General features: G+C 71.7%; 18 protein-coding genes and 2 tRNA genes. 16 read left to right on the plus strand and 4 right to left on the minus strand.

The features are described 5' to 3' along the window. Window positions 1-108: 108 nt before the first annotated feature. Window positions 109-1,038, plus strand: coding sequence for a type IV toxin-antitoxin system AbiEi family antitoxin (locus K8U61_RS22135; RefSeq protein ID WP_224125183.1), 930 nt, complete (start codon window positions 109-111; stop codon window positions 1,036-1,038). A 68-nt stretch (window positions 1,039-1,106) separates the two neighbouring features. Here the strand turns inward: K8U61_RS22135 and K8U61_RS22140 are convergent, their stop codons facing one another. From K8U61_RS22140 to K8U61_RS22155, 4 genes are all read right to left on the minus strand, one after another. Continuing rightward, a complete protein-coding gene (locus K8U61_RS22140; protein ID WP_224125184.1) occupies window positions 1,107-1,856 on the minus strand; it encodes a hypothetical protein in 750 nt (249 codons plus the stop codon). A 43-nt stretch (window positions 1,857-1,899) separates the two neighbouring features. Then, window positions 1,900-3,408 (minus strand): glycosyltransferase family 2 protein, encoded by a 1,509-nt coding sequence (locus K8U61_RS22145; RefSeq protein ID WP_224125185.1) that lies wholly within the window; start codon window positions 3,406-3,408, stop codon window positions 1,900-1,902. Between the two features lie 179 nt (window positions 3,409-3,587). Continuing rightward, window positions 3,588-3,812 carry an acyl-CoA carboxylase subunit epsilon gene (locus tag K8U61_RS22150; RefSeq protein ID WP_224125186.1) on the minus strand — a complete coding sequence of 75 codons (225 nt, stop codon included), beginning with the start codon at window positions 3,810-3,812 and terminating at the stop codon, window positions 3,588-3,590. After that, window positions 3,812-5,431 carry an acyl-CoA carboxylase subunit beta gene (locus K8U61_RS22155; RefSeq protein ID WP_224125187.1) on the minus strand — a complete coding sequence of 540 codons (1,620 nt, stop codon included), beginning with the start codon at window positions 5,429-5,431 and terminating at the stop codon, window positions 3,812-3,814. Before K8U61_RS22155 ends, K8U61_RS22150 begins: the two co-directional genes overlap by 1 nt. Window positions 5,432-5,485: 54 nt before the next feature. Between K8U61_RS22155 and K8U61_RS22160 the strand changes: the two genes are divergently transcribed. From K8U61_RS22160 to K8U61_RS22230, 15 genes are all read left to right on the plus strand, one after another. After that, window positions 5,486-6,307: a biotin--[acetyl-CoA-carboxylase] ligase gene (locus tag K8U61_RS22160; RefSeq protein WP_224125188.1), complete on the plus strand. Its 822-nt coding sequence runs from the start codon at window positions 5,486-5,488 to the stop codon at window positions 6,305-6,307. A gap of 12 nt (window positions 6,308-6,319) precedes the next feature. Further along, window positions 6,320-6,820 carry a PH domain-containing protein gene (locus tag K8U61_RS25605; RefSeq protein WP_224125189.1) on the plus strand — a complete coding sequence of 167 codons (501 nt, stop codon included), beginning with the start codon at window positions 6,320-6,322 and terminating at the stop codon, window positions 6,818-6,820. Continuing rightward, window positions 6,807-7,829: an adenylate/guanylate cyclase domain-containing protein gene (locus tag K8U61_RS22170; protein ID WP_224125190.1), complete on the plus strand. Its 1,023-nt coding sequence runs from the start codon at window positions 6,807-6,809 to the stop codon at window positions 7,827-7,829. The genes K8U61_RS25605 and K8U61_RS22170 overlap by 14 nt, the downstream gene beginning before the upstream one ends. A gap of 110 nt (window positions 7,830-7,939) precedes the next feature. Next, complete coding sequence (locus K8U61_RS22175) at window positions 7,940-8,266, plus strand: winged helix-turn-helix domain-containing protein (protein ID WP_224125191.1); 327 nt, start codon at window positions 7,940-7,942, stop codon at window positions 8,264-8,266. A gap of 20 nt (window positions 8,267-8,286) precedes the next feature. Continuing rightward, window positions 8,287-9,456: a 5-(carboxyamino)imidazole ribonucleotide synthase gene (locus K8U61_RS22180; protein ID WP_224125192.1), complete on the plus strand. Its 1,170-nt coding sequence runs from the start codon at window positions 8,287-8,289 to the stop codon at window positions 9,454-9,456. Window positions 9,457-9,460: 4 nt separating this feature from the next. Then, window positions 9,461-9,973 (plus strand): 5-(carboxyamino)imidazole ribonucleotide mutase, encoded by a 513-nt coding sequence (gene purE, locus K8U61_RS22185; protein WP_224125193.1) that lies wholly within the window; start codon window positions 9,461-9,463, stop codon window positions 9,971-9,973. Further along, window positions 9,973-10,836, plus strand: a complete 864-nt coding sequence (locus K8U61_RS22190; RefSeq protein ID WP_224125194.1) for an alpha/beta hydrolase — start codon at window positions 9,973-9,975, stop codon at window positions 10,834-10,836. The genes purE and K8U61_RS22190 overlap by 1 nt, the downstream gene beginning before the upstream one ends. Window positions 10,837-10,866: 30 nt before the next feature. Then, window positions 10,867-11,376 (plus strand): ribose-5-phosphate isomerase, encoded by a 510-nt coding sequence (locus K8U61_RS22195; protein ID WP_224125195.1) that lies wholly within the window; start codon window positions 10,867-10,869, stop codon window positions 11,374-11,376. Further along, the gene (locus K8U61_RS22200; protein WP_224125196.1) at window positions 11,369-12,217 is read left to right on the plus strand and encodes an Fpg/Nei family DNA glycosylase; all 849 of its coding nucleotides are present in this window, start codon (window positions 11,369-11,371) and stop codon (window positions 12,215-12,217) included. Before K8U61_RS22195 ends, K8U61_RS22200 begins: the two co-directional genes overlap by 8 nt. Before the next feature lie 40 nt (window positions 12,218-12,257). After that, window positions 12,258-13,319 carry a PP2C family protein-serine/threonine phosphatase gene (locus K8U61_RS22205; protein ID WP_224125197.1) on the plus strand — a complete coding sequence of 354 codons (1,062 nt, stop codon included), beginning with the start codon at window positions 12,258-12,260 and terminating at the stop codon, window positions 13,317-13,319. Window positions 13,320-13,411: 92 nt separating this feature from the next. After that, window positions 13,412-13,485: transfer RNA gene (locus tag K8U61_RS22210), tRNA-Gly, on the plus strand. 44 nt (window positions 13,486-13,529) lie between these two features. After that, a tRNA-Pro gene (locus K8U61_RS22215) sits at window positions 13,530-13,602 on the plus strand. A 72-nt stretch (window positions 13,603-13,674) separates the two neighbouring features. Next, a complete protein-coding gene (gene tig, locus K8U61_RS22220; RefSeq protein WP_224125198.1) occupies window positions 13,675-15,078 on the plus strand; it encodes a trigger factor in 1,404 nt (467 codons plus the stop codon). Between the two features lie 208 nt (window positions 15,079-15,286). Next, entirely contained in the window at window positions 15,287-16,378 is a 1,092-nt protein-coding gene (locus K8U61_RS22225) for a lipase family alpha/beta hydrolase (RefSeq protein WP_224125199.1), read from the plus strand. Beyond that, window positions 16,375-16,869, plus strand: a complete 495-nt coding sequence (locus tag K8U61_RS22230; protein WP_224125200.1) for an SRPBCC family protein — start codon at window positions 16,375-16,377, stop codon at window positions 16,867-16,869. Before K8U61_RS22225 ends, K8U61_RS22230 begins: the two co-directional genes overlap by 4 nt. Window positions 16,870-16,955 lie beyond the last annotated feature (86 nt).

The raw sequence follows: 16,955 nt of genomic DNA on the forward strand, positions 1-16,955 counted from the left end.
GCGGGTCGGTGGACCACTTTCCGTGCACAGGATGTGCTGATCCGGCGTTGTCCCCAGGTGATTCCGGTGCCGCGAGCGTGACCGTCCGCGGATCGCGACGCTCGTGTCATGACGATCTCGTGGCCCCCGAGTCCCTTCACCCTGGCCGACCTCCGAGAGCAGGACATCTCTGAGTCCGCACGTCGGGGTGCTCTCGCCGCGGGCGAGGTGCGCCGGGTGCTGCGCGGTGTGTTCGCGGAGGCCGACGTCCCGGACACGCTCGACTTCCGAGCGAGATGTCTCGCGAGGGTCGTCAGGCCGCACCACGTGATCACCGACCGTACGGCGGCCTGGCTCCACGGCGTGGACGTCCACACGTCGGCCGAGCTCACCGACCTCCCGCCGCTCGAGACCTGCGCTCTTCGGGGGCGTCGGCCGACGTCGCTGACCGGGGTCGACGGACGCTCTCGGGACCTGCTCCCCGCCGACGTCACGAACGTGCAGGGGCTGCGGGTGACCACGCCGCTGCGGACTGCCCTGGACCTGGGCTGCTGCCTGCGTCGACGCGAGGCCTACGCCGCGCTCAACGCGTTCGCCCGCACGTTCGGGCTGACCCGGCAGGACTACCTGCGATCGATCGGCCGCTATCGCGGTCGGCGCGGCGTCGTCCAGCTGCGGGAGCTCGTCGCCTTCGTGGATCCCCGCCACGAGTCGCCGCGCGAGTCGTGGGTCTACCTGGAGATCGGCGCCCGTGGCCTCCCGCTGCCCGAGCCCCAGGTGTGGGTCGAGATCGACGTCGGGATCAGCTACCGCCTGGACTTCGCCTACCCGGACTCCCTGGTGTGCGTCGAGTACGACGGATTCGAGGACCATGACCGCACGCGGGAGCAACAGGAGCGTGACGAGGCGCGTCGTCGTGATCTGCGCGCGCTCGGCTGGATCGTGATCGTCGTGAAGTGCGGCGACTTCACCGACGTTCGTCTCGACCGCTGGATCGGCCAGCTCCGCGACGCGCTGCACCTGCGAGCGGTCACGCCGTACTCTCCGCGACGGTGGTGACGCACGAAACCCCTCGACTCGGCCCGCCGAAACCCTCCACTCGCGGCGCGGAAAACCCCGACTCGACGTCAGTTGGCGTCGACGGGGATCGACTGGGCCTGGGTCGGCTTGTTGGAGGAGAAGATCGCGATCGGCACCTTCTGGCTGATCACCTTCTTCTCGTACGCCGAGCTGCCCGGGCGGGTCTGCGCGTAGACGGTGGCCGTGAAGGTGAGCACGATGCCCTTGGTGTTCTTGGGCGTCGGCTTGATCGCCTGGTTGCGCAGCTCGAAGGCGCCCTTGGGCGAGGTGATGAGCATGCCGTACTTGGTGCTGACCGGCTCGGGGTCGAAGGTGACGTTCTTGGCGATCGCGTCGAGCTGGTAGGGCTGCTGGGCGACGTTCGAGCCGTCGTAGGTGAGCACCTCGGACGAGACCTGGATCCGCTGCAGGTAGACCTTGCGCTTGGTGGAGAACGGGTCCCGGATGTCCTGGTCGAGGTCGTAGGCCTGGAAGGTGAAGGAGAAGTACTTGCGGCCCTTCGGGTACCACTCGTTCGTCCGCGGCGTCGACTTGGTCGGGTAGAGCGTGTAGACGAAGTCGAGGTTGTTGCGGTTGATGTGGGACTGGAAGGTCCCGTCGTCGGTGAACTGCGAGTCGATCGGCGTCGCGCCCTCGGTCGGCGTGGCGCTCGGCGTCGGCGTCGAGTCGTCGGAGCTGGTCAGGCCGTCGAAGACCGAGCAGCCGCTGACCATGCCGACCGCGGCCACCAGGCTGACGACGCCGGTGGCGAGCCGCGTCCTGGTCCGGGACGGACGCAGACGGGGGGTGCGGGGCATGCGGAACTCCTCGAGCTCGGGGGAGGGGACGGGCATCGACAGGTCAGGCCTTGAAGCCGCGGTAGCGCTTCATGGACTTGAGGATCATCCAGGCGGTCTGCAGCACGGTGATGACGCCGAGGATCGGCCAGCACACCGCGAGGATGTCGGAGCGGACGCCGATCGGCACCTGCAGCCAGACGGCGGCGCAGACCGCGAAGAACAGCACGAACGCCAGGTAGGGATACATCCACGCGACGCCCTTGCCGCGCTCGGCCTTCGCCTGCGCGGCCCAGTTGTCGGTCTGCTGGCGGCTGAAGAACTTCAGCCAGGCGCGGATGAAGTGACCCATCCGGATCACCATGTACGACTCGGCCGGCACGATCAGCAGCGCGAAGAGGTAGTCGCGCCGGTTGACGAACTCCATCGACCGCGCGACCCGGAAGTTCAGCCAGATCGCCGCGAACGGCGGGATCAGCCACCACGGGCTGAACACGAAGGCGTGGATGTTGAGCGACCCGGCGAGCAGCAGCACGAACAGCACGCGGGTGGTGATGTTGATGACCATCGACATGTGCTCGAACCAGCGCAGGCGCAGGTTGGGGTGGAACGGTTGGCCGCGGGTGTCGCCGCGCTGGCCGGGCCACATCAGGTCGATGGCGCCGAAGTTCCACTTGACCTGCTGCGCGTCGAGCGAGCGCAGCGTGTCCATGCCGCCGACGTGGGCGCGGGCCCGGGCGGAGATCTTGGTGAGGTAGCCGGCGCTCTTGATCTGCAGCGAGAGGAGGGAGTCCTCGACCTCGCTGTCGTTGACCCACGGGGTGCGCTGGTGGCTGTCCTTCAGCACGTCGCGCAGCGCCTGCGTCGAGAAGATCGAGAACTGGCCGCCGAGGACCGCCATGTTGCGGCCCTTGAGGAGGTTCTGCATGTTGAACGCCGAGAACTGCGCGCGCTGGCCGGCGATGAGGAACTTCGCCATCCAGCCGTCGAGGGCGCTGTCGTCGATCGAGTAGATCGCGGAGATGCCGCCGATCCGGTCGTCGCTGGAGATCTCGTCGACCAGGTGCTGGATCGCGTCCGGCTCCGGGGTGGTGTCGCCGTCGACGCCGAGGAGGTAGTCCATCGTCTCGACCAGCGAGTAGCCGTAGTTGAGCGCGCCGACCTTCTTGTCGGGGTTCTTGCCGATGTCGTGGACGTAGATGACCGTGCTCTGCTCGCCGGTCGGCGTCATCCGGGTGTGCGGGCCGGCGTAGTGGCTGGCGATCTCGACGGAGTCGTCGGAGGTGTTGTTGATGATGACGTGGATCGCGTCGGGCAGCCGGGTCTGCTGCAGCAGCGAGTCGAGCACACCGGCGATGGTCTCGGCCTCGTTGTACGCCGGGATGATGCAGCCGACCGTCGGTCGGTACGTCGGGAGGTCCTCGACCGCCTCGTGGTAGCGGTCCTCGTAGTCGGCCATCGCCGGGTCGGCGAGCCGGATGTACGGGTCGGCGTAGGGCTCGGCGAGGTCGCCGGCACCGCTCACGGGCGGCGTGTACGGCGGGTAACCACCCTGCATCTCGTTGGCATCCACGGTTCAGGTTCCCCCAGGTGTGCGGGTCGCACCGAGCGACCACTCTGCGTCACGTCCAGTCTCGGGACGTGACCTCAAGGCGACCCACGGCGTACCTCAAAGATTGCCCTAATTATGGACGCCGCGCGGCGGTCTGGACCAGTAGCCGCCCCGAACCGGGCGCGCCGCGACCCGCTGGGTCAGCGGGGGAGACCGCTGGCGCGCCACCCGCCGGGGCCGTGCGCGAGGGCCCGTCGTACGCCGCGCTCCGGCGCGCTCCAGGCGGGCCGGCGACGCTTCGGGGCGGCCGGCGGCGCCTGCAGCGAGGCGACCACCGCGACGATCGCGGCGATCTCCTCGGGCGTCGCGTCACCCTTGACCACGCGCAGCACGGGCTGCTGCTCGGCCCCGCTCACGGTGGCCATCAGAGGGGGATGTTCCCGTGCTTCTTGGCCGGCAGCGTCTCCCGCTTGGAGCGGAGCAGGCGCAGCGCGCGGACGACCTCGACGCGGGTCTCGTGGGGCGAGATCACCGCGTCGACGTAGCCGCGCTCGGCGGCGATGTAGGGGTTGGCGAGCGTCGTCTCGTACTCCTCGATGAGCTCGGCGCGCTTGGCCTCGACGTCGCCACCGTCGTCGGCGACCTTCTTCAGGGTCTTGCGGTGGACGATGTTGGCCGCACCCTGGGCACCCATGACCGCGATCTGGGCGGTCGGCCAGGCGAGGTTGATGTCGGCGCCGAGGTGCTTGGAGCCCATGACGTCGTAGGCGCCGCCGTAGGCCTTGCGGGTGATGATCGTGACGAGCGGGACCGTGGCCTCGGCGTAGGCGTAGATGAGCTTGGCGCCGCGGCGGATGATGCCGTTCCACTCCTGGTCGGTGCCGGGCAGGAAGCCGGGCACGTCGACGAAGGTCAGCACCGGGATGTTGAAGGCATCGCAGAAGCGCACGAACCGCGCGGCCTTCTCCGAGGCGTCGATGTCGAGGGTGCCGGCGAACTGCATCGGCTGGTTGGCCACGACGCCGACCGGATGGCCCTCCACTCGGCCGAAGCCGATCACGATGTTGGGAGCGAAGAGCTCCTGGACCTCGAGGAACTCCTCGTCGTCCACGACGGTCGTGATGACGTCGCGCATGTCGTAGGGCTGGTTCGGGGAGTCCGGGATGATCGTGTCCAGCGCCCGGTCGAGGTCGCTGACCTCGGTGTCGGAGACCTCGTCGTACGTCGGGGCCTCGTCGAGGTTGTTCTGCGGCAGGTAGGACAGCAGCGCCTTGACGTACTCGATCGCGTCGTCCTCGTCCGAGCCCATGTAGTGGGCGTTGCCGGACTTGGTGTTGTGGGTGCGCGCGCCGCCGAGGTCCTCCATCGTGACGTCCTCGCCGGTGACGGTCTTGATGACGTCGGGGCCGGTGATGAACATGTTGGAGGTGCCGTCGACCATGATCGTGAAGTCGGTGACCGCGGGGGAGTAGACGTGCCCGCCGGCGCAGGAGCCCATGATCATCGAGATCTGCGGGATGACGCCCGAGGCGTGCACGTTGCGGCGGAAGATCTCGCCGTACAGGCCGAGCGAGACCACGCCCTCCTGGATGCGGGCGCCGGCGCCCTCGTTGATGCCGATGATCGGGGAGCCGGTCTTGATCGCGAGGTCCATGACCTTGGTGATCTTCTCGCCGTAGACCTCGCCCAGCGAGCCGCCGAAGACGGTGAAGTCCTGGGAGAAGACGCAGACCTGGCGGCCGTCGATGGTGCCGTAGCCGGTGATCACGCCGTCGCCGTAGGGGCGGTTCTTCTCCAGCCCGAACGCCGTGGAGCGGTGCCGCGCCAGCTCGTCGAGCTCGACGAAAGAGCCCTCGTCGAAGAGCAGCTCGATGCGCTCGCGGGCGGTCTTGCGGCCCTTGGCGTGCTGCTTCTCGACCGCCTTGGCCGATCCCGCGTGCACGGCCTCGTCGAGGCGGCGGTCGAGATCGGCGAGCTTGCCCGCCGTGGTGTGCAGGTCGAGGTCCGTCGGGACGTCGGTACCTTCGCCGGGCTGTGCGCTCATGCGATCGGGCTCCTCACTGGCAGGTGGTTGGGACCGTGGGTCAATCTAGTGCCCGTGACCGCCGACGCCATGAGACGACCATCACTCGACGTCGCACGTTTGGACGCGTTGGCGCCCGCGCTGCGCATCGAGGTGCTCGAGGAGGCGACCTCGACCAACGCCGTCGCGGCCCAGCGGGCCCGCGACGGCGCCCCCGAGGGGCTGCTCGTCGTGGCCGAGCACCAGACCGCCGGCCGCGGCCGGCTCGACCGCAGCTGGGCGACCCCGCCGCGCTCCGCGCTGCTCTTCTCCCTGGTGCTGCGCCCGACCGTGCCCGCCGCCGACTGGCCGTGGCTGCCGCTGCTGACCGGGCACACGGTCGCCAAGACCCTGCGCGGCGCGGGGTACGACGCGGGCGTGAAGTGGCCCAACGACGTGCTGCTCGCCGGTGCCGACGGGGAGAGCAAGAAGATCGTCGGCATCCTCGTCGAGCGCGTCGACACGCCGACCGGGCCGGCGGCCGTGATCGGCATCGGGCTCAACGTCTCGCTCACCCCCGAGGAGCTGCCCGTCCCGACCGCGACCTCGCTGGCCATCGCGGCCGGGCACGATCCGGACCGGACCGCCGTCCTCATCGATCTCGCGAGCGCGCTCGTCGAGGCCTACGACGCCTGGCAGGCGGGCGGCGAGGAAGCCCGCGACCGGCTCGCCTCGTCGTACGCCGCCGCCTGCGTGACGGTCGGCCGCGAGGTGCGGGTGGAGCTGCCCGCCGGCGACTCCCTGCTCGGCCGGGCGACCGGCGTCGACCGCAGCGGCCGGCTGGTGGTAACCGGGCCGACGGGCCAGACCGCGGTGGGCGCGGGTGACGTGGTTCACGTGCGGGCGACCGATCAGTGACATGATCTGCGCGTGGCCATCTCGCGCAGCCTCCTCAACGACGGGGAGAACGTCGTCGTCGACACCCGCACGCACGTCAAGGCGATCATCTGGCCGCTCATCGTGCTGGTCGTGCTGCTCGCCGTCGCGACCTACGTGCAGGTCCAGTGGAACCAGACCCTCGCCTGGGTCGTCTGGGCGGTCGTCGCGGTGCTGGTCGTCTGGTACGTCCTGCGGCCGCTGGTCATCTGGATGACGGCGACCTACACCTTCACCGACCGTCGGCTGATCACCCGCAGCGGCGTCATCGTCCGCCGCGGCCACGACATGCCGCTGGCGCGGATCAGCGACATCGCCTACGAGTTCGGCCCGATCGACCGGATGCTCGGCTGCGGCACGCTGCTGATCTCCGACGCCAGCACGCACGGCACGATCAAGCTGCACGACATCCCGCACGTCGAGGAGACGCAGCGGAAGGTCAACGCCCTGCTCCAGCAGATCCACGACCGCTCGGGTGGCAATGACGGGGTCTGACCCGGTCGAGGACGGGCCCGCCGGCGACCTCCCGGGCCCCGACGACCTCGAGCGCGCCATCCTCGGGCAGACGCCGGCGTTCAACGCCCAGGACGTCGTCGAGCGCACGGGCGTGACGATCGACGAGGCGCGCCGGCTCTGGCGCGCGCTCGGCTTCCCCGAGCACGGCCTCGAGGCGGCCTACACCGACGCCGACACCGAGGCGCTCGCGACGCTGGTCGGCGTCGTCCGCTCCGGGATGATCGACTTCGACCTGGGCGTCAACCTCACCCGCGCGGTCGGGCAGACGATGGCCCGGCTCGCCGACTGGGAGGTCTCGACGCTGCTCCACCGCGTCGACGAGATGGCCGACGACGCCGCGAGCGGGGGCGACACCGAGGCCGGTCGGACCGGGTCCGCACTCCGGCTCATCGGCGAGATGAACGGTCCCTTCGAGGACCTCCTCATCTACGTGTGGCGCCGTCACCTCGCGGCCGCGGTCGCCCGGGTGGAGGCGCTGCGCGCCAACGAGGACGACCTCAACACCGTGCCGCTGACCGTCGGGTTCGCCGACATCGTCAGCTTCACCGCGTTGTCCAACACGCTGGCGGAGGACCGGATCGGCGACCTCGTCGAGCTCTTCGAGTCGCGCTGCGCCGACGTCGTCGCGACCCAGCGTGGGCGGGTGATCAAGAGCATCGGCGACTCGGTGCTCTTCGTCAGCGACGACCCGGTCGGCGCCTACGCGATCGCCGAGGGGATCATCAACGTGGTCGGCCGCGACCCCCGGATGCCGGACGTCCGGCTCGGGCTCGCGAGCGGCTCGGTGGTGATGCGTCTCGGCGACGTCTTCGGCCCGCCGGTCAACCTCGCCGCCCGCCTGACCGCGGTCGCCCGTCGCAACCGCATCATCATCGACGCGGCCACCGCGCAGCTCCTCCCGGCGGACCAGTTCGAGACCCGGCGGCTGCCCGCCCGGCCGGTCCGCGGCTTCGGGATCGTCGAGCCGGTCGCCGTACGTCGGACCTGAGGCCGGATCGGGCAGGGCTGTCAAGGCCGGTCCCGACCACTCACCCCCGATTTTGCTCAAACGCGCGCAAAGGACTGTCGTGACCTGCGTCACGTTCCTAACGTGACTCCATGATCGAGGTGCAAGGGATCCGACTCGATCCGGAGACGCGACGGACCTGGCGGGGCGACGAGGAGGTCGTCCTGTCGCGCAAGGAGTTCGACCTCGTGCACGCGCTGATGGCGCGGGCGGGTCAGATCGTCAGCCGGGAGGAGCTCATGCGCGACGTCTGGAACACCACCTTCTGGACGTCCTCGAAGACCATCGACGTGCACCTCGGCTGGGTCCGCCGCAAGCTCGGTGACGACAGCCGGCACCCGCACCTGATCACCACCATCCGCGGGCAGGGCCTGCGCTTCGAGACCGCCGACCTGCGGGCGCCGGACCCCGGCGCTTGACGGGCCCCTAGTCTTGGCGCGTGCCTGAAGCTCCGACCCTCGCCGTGATCGGTGGCGGCCAGCTGGCCCGGATGATGGCCGAGCCCGCCGCCGCGCTCGGGCTGCCGCTCCGGCTGCTCGCCGAGGCCGAGGGCGTCTCCGCCGCCCAGGTGATCCCCGACCAGCTCGTCGGCGACTACCGCGACCTCGCGACCCTGCGGGCCGTGGTCGACGGCTGCCCCGTGGTCACCTTCGACCACGAGCACGTCCCGACCGAGCACCTCCACGCGCTCGAAGAGGACGGCGTCGCCGTGCGGCCGGGGCCCGAGGCGCTCGTGCACGCCCAGGACAAGGGCGTCATGCGGGAGCGGCTCGCCGAGCTCGGCATCCCGTGCCCGCGCAACGCCATCGTCGCGACCCCGGCCGACGTCGAGGCCTTCGGCTTCCCGTGCGTCCTCAAGACCACCCGGGGCGGGTACGACGGCAAGGGCGTCTGGGTCGTCCGGTCGGTCGACGACGTCGCCGAGCCGCTCGCGACGGCCGAGGCCGCCGGTGTCCGGATCCTCGCCGAGGAGCTCGTGGACTTCCGCAGGGAGCTCTCGGCGATGGTGGCGCGCTCGCCGAGCGGCCAGGCCGCGGCGTACCCCGTCGTCGCCTCGACCCAGCTCGACGGCATCTGCCACGAGGTGATCGCCCCGGCGCCGGACCTCGACCCGGCGCTCGCCGGTGAGGCCCAGGCCATCGCCCTGCGGGTCGCGGGGGAGCTCGGCGTGACCGGCATGCTCGCGGTCGAGCTCTTCGAGACCACCGACGGCCGGATCCTCGTCAACGAGCTCGCGATGCGCCCCCACAACACCGGCCACTGGACCCAGGACGGCGCGGTCACCTCGCAGTTCGAGAACCACCTGCGCGCGGTCCTCGACCTGCCGCTCGGCTCGCCGGCGCCGCGCGCCCGCTGGACCGTGATGGTCAACATCCTCGGCGGGCCGGACCGCCCGGACGGACAGCCGGTGGGGCGCCTGTACGACGGCTACCCCCACGCGATGGCGCGCGACCCCTTCCTGCGCGTGCACCTCTACGGCAAGGACCTGCGGCCGGGCCGCAAGGTCGGCCACGTCAACGCCTACGGCGACGACCTCGACGACTGCCTGGAGCGCGCGCGGCACGCCGCCGCGTGGTTCCGTGGCGACCTGGGAAACGAGAGTGAGTAGTCCAATGAGCGCACGCGTCGGCATCGTGATGGGGTCGGACTCCGACTGGCCGGTGATGAAGCCGGCCGCCGAGGCGCTGGCGGAGTTCGACATCGCCTACGAGGCCGACGTGGTCTCCGCCCACCGGATGCCCGAGGAGATGCTCGCCTACGGCCGCGACGCCGCCGGCCGCGGCCTCCAGGTGATCATCGCCGGCGCCGGGGGAGCGGCCCACCTCCCCGGCATGCTGGCCGCGGTGACGCCGCTCCCGGTGATCGGCGTACCCGTCCCGCTGAAGTACCTCGACGGCATGGACTCCCTGCTCTCCATCGTCCAGATGCCGGCCGGGGTCCCGGTCGCGACCGTCGCCGTGGGCGGCGCCCGCAACGCCGGCCTGCTCGCCGTCCGCATCCTCGGCGCCACCGAGCCGGCGCTGCTGGAGCGGATGACCGCCTTCCAGGCCGAGCTCAAGGCGACGGCCCAGCAGAAGGGCGAGGCGGTGCGGAGCGACGCTCCGGGCCGCCGCGTCGGCTTCTGATGCTCTTCCCCGAGGCGCGCCGCGCCGTCGAGGCGTACGCCGGGGAGCCGCCCGTCTGGGAGGTCGACGTGACTGCCGCACGCGAGGCCGCCCGGCTGACCGCGGCCGCCGAGCCGCGCGAGGACGTGGCGGAGGTGCGCGACATCGACGCCGACGGCGTCCCGTGCCGCCTCTACGTGCCCGCCGGCGCGCGCCCGGGCGTGGTGGTGCACGCCCACGGCGGCGGCTTCGTCTTCAACGACGTCGACGTCCACGACGCGACCGTGCGCCGGCTGGCCAACCGCAGCGGCCTCGCGGTGCTCAGCGTCGACTACCGCCGCCCGCCCGAGCACCGCTTCCCGGCCGCGCCCGACGACGTGTCGACCGCGGGCGCCTGGGCGGAGCGCACCCTCGGCGGCCCGCTGGTCGCCCACGGCGACAGCGCCGGCGGCAACCTGGCGCTGGTCGCCGCGCTGCGCGATCCCGGCCGGTTCGCCGCGGTCGTGCTGATCTACCCGTTCCTCGACCCGACCGCCGGCTTCGAGTCCTACCGCACCGCCGCCGACGGCTTCGACCCGCGTGAGGCCGCCTGGTACTGGCAGCAGTACGCCGCGACCCCGGCCGACCTCGACCACCCCGACCTCGCGCCGCTGCGCTCCGACCGGCTCGGCACCCTGCCGCCGACGCTCGTCGTCACCGCCGAGCACGACCCGCTGCACGGTGAGGGCGAGGAGCTGGCCCGCCGGCTCGCCGGCCTCGGCGTCGAGGTCACCGCGACCCGCTACCTCGGCCAGGTGCACGGCTTCTGGCGGCACCCGCGCGTCTTCCCGGCCGCCGAGCCGCTGATGCGCCAGGTCGCCGGGTTCCTCACCCAGCACTCCTGACCGTCCGGACCTCCTGACAGGATGGTCGCCATGCGCGTGCACCTCGGTTGCGACCATGCCGGACTCGACCTCAAGGACCACCTGATCGGCTGGCTGACCGAGCACGGCTACGAGCCCGTCGACCACGGCCCGTTCTGGTACGACGCCGAGGACGACTACCCCGTCTTCTGCCTGCGCGCGGCCGAGGGCGTCGCCGCCGAGCGGGCCGAGGGCAAGGACAGCCTCGGCGTCGTCATCGGCGGCTCCGGCAACGGCGAGCAGATGGCCGCCAACAAGGTGAAGGGCATCCGCTGCGCGCTCGCGTGGTCGGAGGAGACCGCCCTGCTCGGCCGCCAGCACAACGACGCCAACGTGGTCGCCGTCGGCGGCCGGATGCACAGCCTCGAGGACATGACCCGCTTCGTGGAGCTCTTCCTGGCCGAGCCGTTCACCGAGGCCGAGCGTCACGTGCGCCGGATCGGCGAGCTCTCGGCGTACGAGCAGACCGGCGAGCTGCCTCCGCTGCCCCCGCGCCCCGCCGAGTCGCCGGCCGATGCCTGAGGGGCACACCCTCCACCGCCTCGCCGAGGAGCTGACCGCGACGTTCGCGGGCCGGGTCGTCCGGGTGGGAAGCCCCCAGGGCCGCTTCGCCGACTCCGCCGCCCTCATCGACGGCCAGCTGCTGCTGCGTGCCGAGGCGTGGGGCAAGCACCTCTTCGTCTCGTTCCCCGACGACCGCTACGTCCACGTCCACCTCGGTCTCTACGGCAAGCTCGACGTGCACGCCGGGGTGCCGGAGGTGCCGGCCGCGGTCGGCCAGGTGCGGATGCGGCTGGTCGCCGACGAGCGGGAGTGGCACGCGTACGCCGACCTGCGCGGTGCCACGGCCTGCGAGCTGCTGACCGAGGCGGAGCGGGACGCGATCATCGCGCGCTCCGGCCCGGACCCGCTGCGCGACGACGCCGACCCGTCGGTCGCGTGGGAGCGGATCCGCCGCAGCCGCGCACCGATCGGCGGCCTGCTGATGGACCAGTCGGTGCTCGCCGGGGTCGGCAACGTCTACCGGGCCGAGCTGCTCTTCCGGCACCGCCTCGACCCCTACCGCCCGGGCAACACCCTGCGCCGCGGCCAGTGGGACGGAATGTGGGCCGACCTGGTCGAGCTGATGCACGAGGGCGTGCGCACCGGGAGGATCGACACGGTCCGTCCCGAGCACACCCCCGAGGCGATGGGCCGGCCCCCTCGCCGCGACGACCACGGCGGCGAGGTCTACGTCTACCGCCGCAACGGCCAGCCCTGCCACGTGTGCGGCACCCTCGTGAGGACCGCCGAGCTGCAAGGGCGCAACCTCTTCTGGTGCCCGCGCTGCCAGCGCAAGTTCCGTTCCCGAGCCGCAGCGTGACCACTACACTCGGGCAACCCCAGCGCGAGGACGGACGACGATGACGGCTTGGCCCGCCCGGCTCTCGGAGGTCGTGCCACGCCGCAACCGCACGCTCACCTGGCTTCTCGCCCTCACGCTGGCGATCACGGCGCTCCTGCTGATCTGGCCCGGTACGGCGCCGCTGACCGGCCTGATCGTGCCGCTGCTCCTCGGCAGCCTGCTGCTCGGGCCGCGCCAGCTGCCGTGGTTCGTGGTCGCCGTGATGCTGGCGCTGATGCTGGCGATCGCGCGGCAGCCGTCCCTGTCGCCACGCACCGTGCTCGCGATCACGATCCTCTACCTGCTCTGCTTCATCGTGCTGGTGACCTCGTTCCGGCGCTCGCAGCTCGGCGTCGCCGGGGTGCTCGGCGAGTCGATGCTGGTCGACCTGCGCGATCGGATCCTCAGCCAGGGCACGGCGACCGACCTCCCGGGCGGCTGGCTGCTCGAGTCCGCGCTGCGCTCGGCCGGCGGCACGCCGTTCGCGGGCGACTTCGTGGTCTCCACGCGGCCGCGGCGTACCGGGCGGCTCGAGCTGGTCGTCGTCGACGTGTCCGGCAAGGGCGAGCAGGCCGGCACCCGCGCGCTGCAGCTCTCCGGGGCCTTCGGCGGTCTCCTCGGCGCGCTCCCGCCGGGGGACTTCCTGGCCGCCGCCAACGACTACCTCCTGCGGCAGAACTGGGACGAGGGCTTCGCGACCGCCGTCCACCTGTCGCTGGACCCCACGACCGGCGAGTTCGAGGTGCGCAACGCCGGTCACCCGCCGGCCGCGCAGCTCGAGGCCGGCTCGGGCCGCTGGACGGTGCACCAGGCGGAGGGCCCGATCCTCGGCCTGATCGAGGACGCCGACTTCACCGTCGTCGCCGGTGTGCTCCGCCCCGGTGACGCCCTGCTCCTCTACACCGACGGGATGGTGGAGACCCGCGCCCGGGACGTCGAGCTCGGGATCGACCGGATGCTCGGCCAGGCGGACCAGCTGCTGCGCGGGGAGTTCGAGGGCGGGGCCGACCGGCTCGTCGACGCCCTCGGCTCCCACAACGACGACCGCGCGCTGGTGCTCGTCCACCGTCGCCGGGCCTAGTCCGCGGGCGGCTGCCGGTTGGGGCGCGAGCGGCGGGGTGTGGCACGATTGCACCCGCTCTGACGAGGTGTGCCCACCGCGTACGAGAGCGCGCGGATGTAGCTCAATGGTAGAGCCTCAGTCTTCCAAACTGATTACGCGGGTTCGATTCCCGTCATCCGCTCCAAGCAGGGACCGCCCGCGCTCCGGCGCGGGAGGTGGCCCACTTGGCGGGGCGTAGCGTAGTGGCTAGCGCGCCTGCTTTGGGAGCAGGAGATCGCAGGTTCGAGTCCTGTCGCCCCGACGTACGAACCACGCAGCACCCCCCCGCAGCACCAGCCATCGAAACGTGTCATCGAAAAGTAGGAGAAGACCTGTGAAGAGCGCCGTCGAGACCTTGAGCCCGACCCGGGCCAAGCTGACCGTCGAGGTGCCCTTCGAGGAGCTCAAGCCGAGCCTCGACAAGGCGTACAAGACGATCGCCCAGCAGATCAACGTGCCCGGCTTCCGCCGCGGCAAGGTCCCGCCGGCCGTCATCGACCGGCAGGTCGGCCGCGGTGCCGTCCTCGACCAGGCGATCAACGAGGTGGTGCCGGAGAAGTACGTCGAGGCGCTGCAGGCCAACGAGCTGACCCCGCTCGCCCAGCCCGAGATCGAGGTCACGAAGTTCGAGGACAACGAGGCGCTCGAGTTCACCGCCGAGGTCGACATCCGCCCGGAGATCACCCTCCCGTCGTACGACGGCGTCGAGGCGCAGGTCGACGACATCGCGCTGAGCGACGAGGACGTCGCCGAGCAGGTCGAGGCGCTGCGCGAGCGGTTCGCCACCCTGATCGACGTCGAGCGCCCGGCCGTCGACGGCGACTTCGTCGTCATCGACCTCAAGGCGACCAAGGACGGCGAGGTCGTCGAGGGCGCCGAGGTCAGCGGCATGTCCTACCGGATCGGCCGCGGCGGCATGCTCGACGGCCTCGACGAGGCCCTCGCCGGTATGGCGGCAGGCGAGGAGAAGACCTTCACCTCGCAGCTCGTCGGCGGCGACCTGGTCGGCGAGGACGTCGAGGTCGCGGTCACCGTCTCGCAGGTCCAGGAGCAGGAGCTCCCGGAGCTGGACGACGAGTTCGCCCAGATGGCCTCCGAGTTCGACACCGTCGCCGAGCTCCAGGACGACGTGCGCGAGCGCCTCGGCCGCGGCCGTCGCCTCGAGCAGGCGGCCGCCGCCCGCGACGCCGTCCTCGAGCAGCTGCTCGAGCGCGTCGAGATCCCCCTCCCCGAGACGATCGTGACCGACGAGCTCAACGCCCGTCGCTCCAGCATCGAGCAGCAGCTCGCCTACGCCGGCATCACGATGGACAAGTACCTCGAGGACGAGGGCCAGACCGTCGAGGAGTTCGAGGCCGACCTCGAGCGCCGGGTCCGCGACGCCGTCGCCGCGCAGTTCATCCTGGACGAGATCGCGAAGACCGAGGAGTTCGGCATCGAGCAGCAGGAGCTCTCCGAGCACCTCGTGCGCCGCGCCCAGCAGTCCGGCCAGGACCCGCAGGAGTTCGCGAACCACATGTTCGAGCACAACCACATCCCCGAGCTGGTGCAGGAGATCCTGCGCGGCAAGGCGCTGGCCCGCATCGTCGAGGCCGCCGTGGTCAAGGACGCCTCCGGCAACGTCGTCGAGCTGAAGAACCTCCGCCCCGACGGCTCCATCGGCGAGCCCGAGGACGAGGCCGCTGTCGAGGCCGAGGTCGAGGCCGAGGAGTCGGACGAGGAGAAGGCCGAGGCCTGATCCCGCGGCTCCACCCGCACGTCGTACGTCGGCCCGTCCCGGTCTCCGGGGCGGGCCTTCGTCATGTCGGTGCGGAGCCGGGGTCGTCAGCCGAAACCTGCCAACACGCCGTGCTCGTACCGGCATGTCGGCGGGTTTCCCCGGGCAGCCGGGGAAACCCGGCGCCAGTGAGTGCACGGTCGTCCACTGAAATGGGTAGGCTGATCCCATGACGAGCGGACCGACGTACGCGGACGCGTTCTCGCTGCTGGCCGAGGTGGCCGACGAGCTGGTGCTGCGCAGCGTGCGGGACACCCACGACGCGTGGACGGACCGGCTCGGCGGCTACCCGGGCAGCGCGGTGACCCGCGCGGCGTACGCCGGCGCCGGGCTCGGGCTGAGGGCGGCGTCGGCCGGCCTGGCGGCCGTCGGCGAGACCGGGCTCGGTCCGCGGCTGGAGGACGGGCCGCGGGGGCGGTTCGTCAGCTCCGCCGTCAACGGCCTGATCGGCGACCGGCTCGCGCAGACCCGGCCGCGGATGGCGATCGAGATGGCGGTCCGCCGCCACGGGCGCGACGTCGGCACCGGCGACCTCGCGGCGACGTTCCCCGACGCGACCGGGCGGGTCGCGATCTTCCTGCACGGGCTGTGCGAGACCGAGTCCTACTGGGACCGCGGCCCCGGCCCGACGTACGGCGAGGCGCTCGCCGGGCGCGGCTGGACGCCGGTCTTCCTGCGCGCCAACACCGGCCTCGGCCTGCGACCCAACGGAGTGGCGCTCTCCGCGCTCGTGCAGGACCTCGTCGACGCCTGGCCCGTCCCGGTCACCCGGATCGCGCTGGTCGGTCACTCGATGGGCGGCCTGATCCTCCGGGCCGCCGGCGCCGTCGGCACCGATGCCGACGCGCCCTGGACCGACCTCGTCTCCGACGTCGTCACCCTCGGCACCCCGCACCTGGGCGCGCCCATCGCCCGCGGCCTCGGCCACGGCAGCCGCGGGCTCGCCCGCCTGCCGGAGACCGCGGCGTTCGGCCGGATCCTGGACTGGCGATCGGTCGGTGTCCACGACCTCGTCGAGGGGCTCGCCGCGGACGTGCCGCCGCTGCCGCACGCGCGCTACCGGCTCGTCGCCGCGACCGTGACCACCCGGGCCCGACACCCCGTCGGCCACGTCGTCGGCGACCTGCTGGTGCGGGTCCGGTCGGCGTACGGCGAGGGCCTCTTCCCGGACGGCACCGTGCTGCACCTCGGCCGCACCGACCACTTCGGCCTGCTCAACCACCCCGAGGTGCACCGCGCTCTGGAAGAGTGGCTGGCATGACCACCCCGACGGGCGGGAGTGCCGATCGCGAGCTGCGCGCCGAGGCCGACGTCGCAGCGCCGCCGGACCGGGTGTGGGCACTGCTGACCGACCTGCCGCGGATGCGCGACTGGAGCCCCGAGCTGGTCCGGATGGTGCCGCTCAAGCCGGGCGGCCTGCGGGTGGGGCAGTGGTACCTCGGCATCAACCGGCGCAAGGCCGTGGTGTGGCCGACCCGGAGCGTGGTGGCGGAGGTCGAGCCGCTGCGGCGGCTGACCTGGGACACCCGCTCGAGCGGCGCCCGGTGGATCTGGGAGCTCGAGCCGGCCGCCGGCGGCGGCACCCGGGTGGTCCACCGCCGCCCGGTCCCGCGTGGCATCACGGGCCTGTCGAAGGTCTTCGCGCCGCTCTTCCTCGGCGGCTCGGCGGGCCACGCCGACGAGCTCGAGGCGGGGATGGCCCAGACGGTCGCCCGGCTGTGCGCGGCGGTCGAGCAGGAGACCCGGGCCTGAAATCCGCTGTCGGCGAACAGGCGGGACTTCGGCGTGGAACTGTCCGCCGATGCGGCTAGGGTCGCTCCCGTGACCAAGTACTCGAC

Origin of the sequence: Nocardioides mangrovi, assembly GCF_020073815.1 — a bacterium.
GTDB lineage: Bacteria > Actinomycetota > Actinomycetes > Propionibacteriales > Nocardioidaceae > Nocardioides > Nocardioides mangrovi.

Excerpts from the sequence above, each read along its gene's own strand:
- K8U61_RS22135 (WP_224125183.1), top strand. The coding sequence starts at position 109 with ATGACGATCTCGTGGCCCCCGAGTCCCTTCACCCTGGCCGACCTCCGA.
- K8U61_RS22140 (WP_224125184.1), bottom strand. The coding sequence starts at position 1,856 with ATGCCCCGCACCCCCCGTCTGCGTCCGTCCCGGACCAGGACGCGGCTC.
- K8U61_RS22150 (WP_224125186.1), bottom strand. The coding sequence starts at position 3,812 with ATGGCCACCGTGAGCGGGGCCGAGCAGCAGCCCGTGCTGCGCGTGGTC.
- K8U61_RS22155 (WP_224125187.1), bottom strand. The coding sequence starts at position 5,431 with ATGAGCGCACAGCCCGGCGAAGGTACCGACGTCCCGACGGACCTCGAC.
- K8U61_RS22170 (WP_224125190.1), top strand. The coding sequence starts at position 6,807 with ATGACGGGGTCTGACCCGGTCGAGGACGGGCCCGCCGGCGACCTCCCG.
- K8U61_RS22175 (WP_224125191.1), top strand. The coding sequence starts at position 7,940 with ATGATCGAGGTGCAAGGGATCCGACTCGATCCGGAGACGCGACGGACC.
- purE (WP_224125193.1), top strand. The coding sequence starts at position 9,461 with ATGAGCGCACGCGTCGGCATCGTGATGGGGTCGGACTCCGACTGGCCG.
- K8U61_RS22190 (WP_224125194.1), top strand. The coding sequence starts at position 9,973 with ATGCTCTTCCCCGAGGCGCGCCGCGCCGTCGAGGCGTACGCCGGGGAG.
- K8U61_RS22195 (WP_224125195.1), top strand. The coding sequence starts at position 10,867 with ATGCGCGTGCACCTCGGTTGCGACCATGCCGGACTCGACCTCAAGGAC.
- K8U61_RS22200 (WP_224125196.1), top strand. The coding sequence starts at position 11,369 with ATGCCTGAGGGGCACACCCTCCACCGCCTCGCCGAGGAGCTGACCGCG.
- K8U61_RS22205 (WP_224125197.1), top strand. The coding sequence starts at position 12,258 with ATGACGGCTTGGCCCGCCCGGCTCTCGGAGGTCGTGCCACGCCGCAAC.
- K8U61_RS22225 (WP_224125199.1), top strand. The coding sequence starts at position 15,287 with ATGACGAGCGGACCGACGTACGCGGACGCGTTCTCGCTGCTGGCCGAG.
- K8U61_RS22230 (WP_224125200.1), top strand. The coding sequence starts at position 16,375 with ATGACCACCCCGACGGGCGGGAGTGCCGATCGCGAGCTGCGCGCCGAG.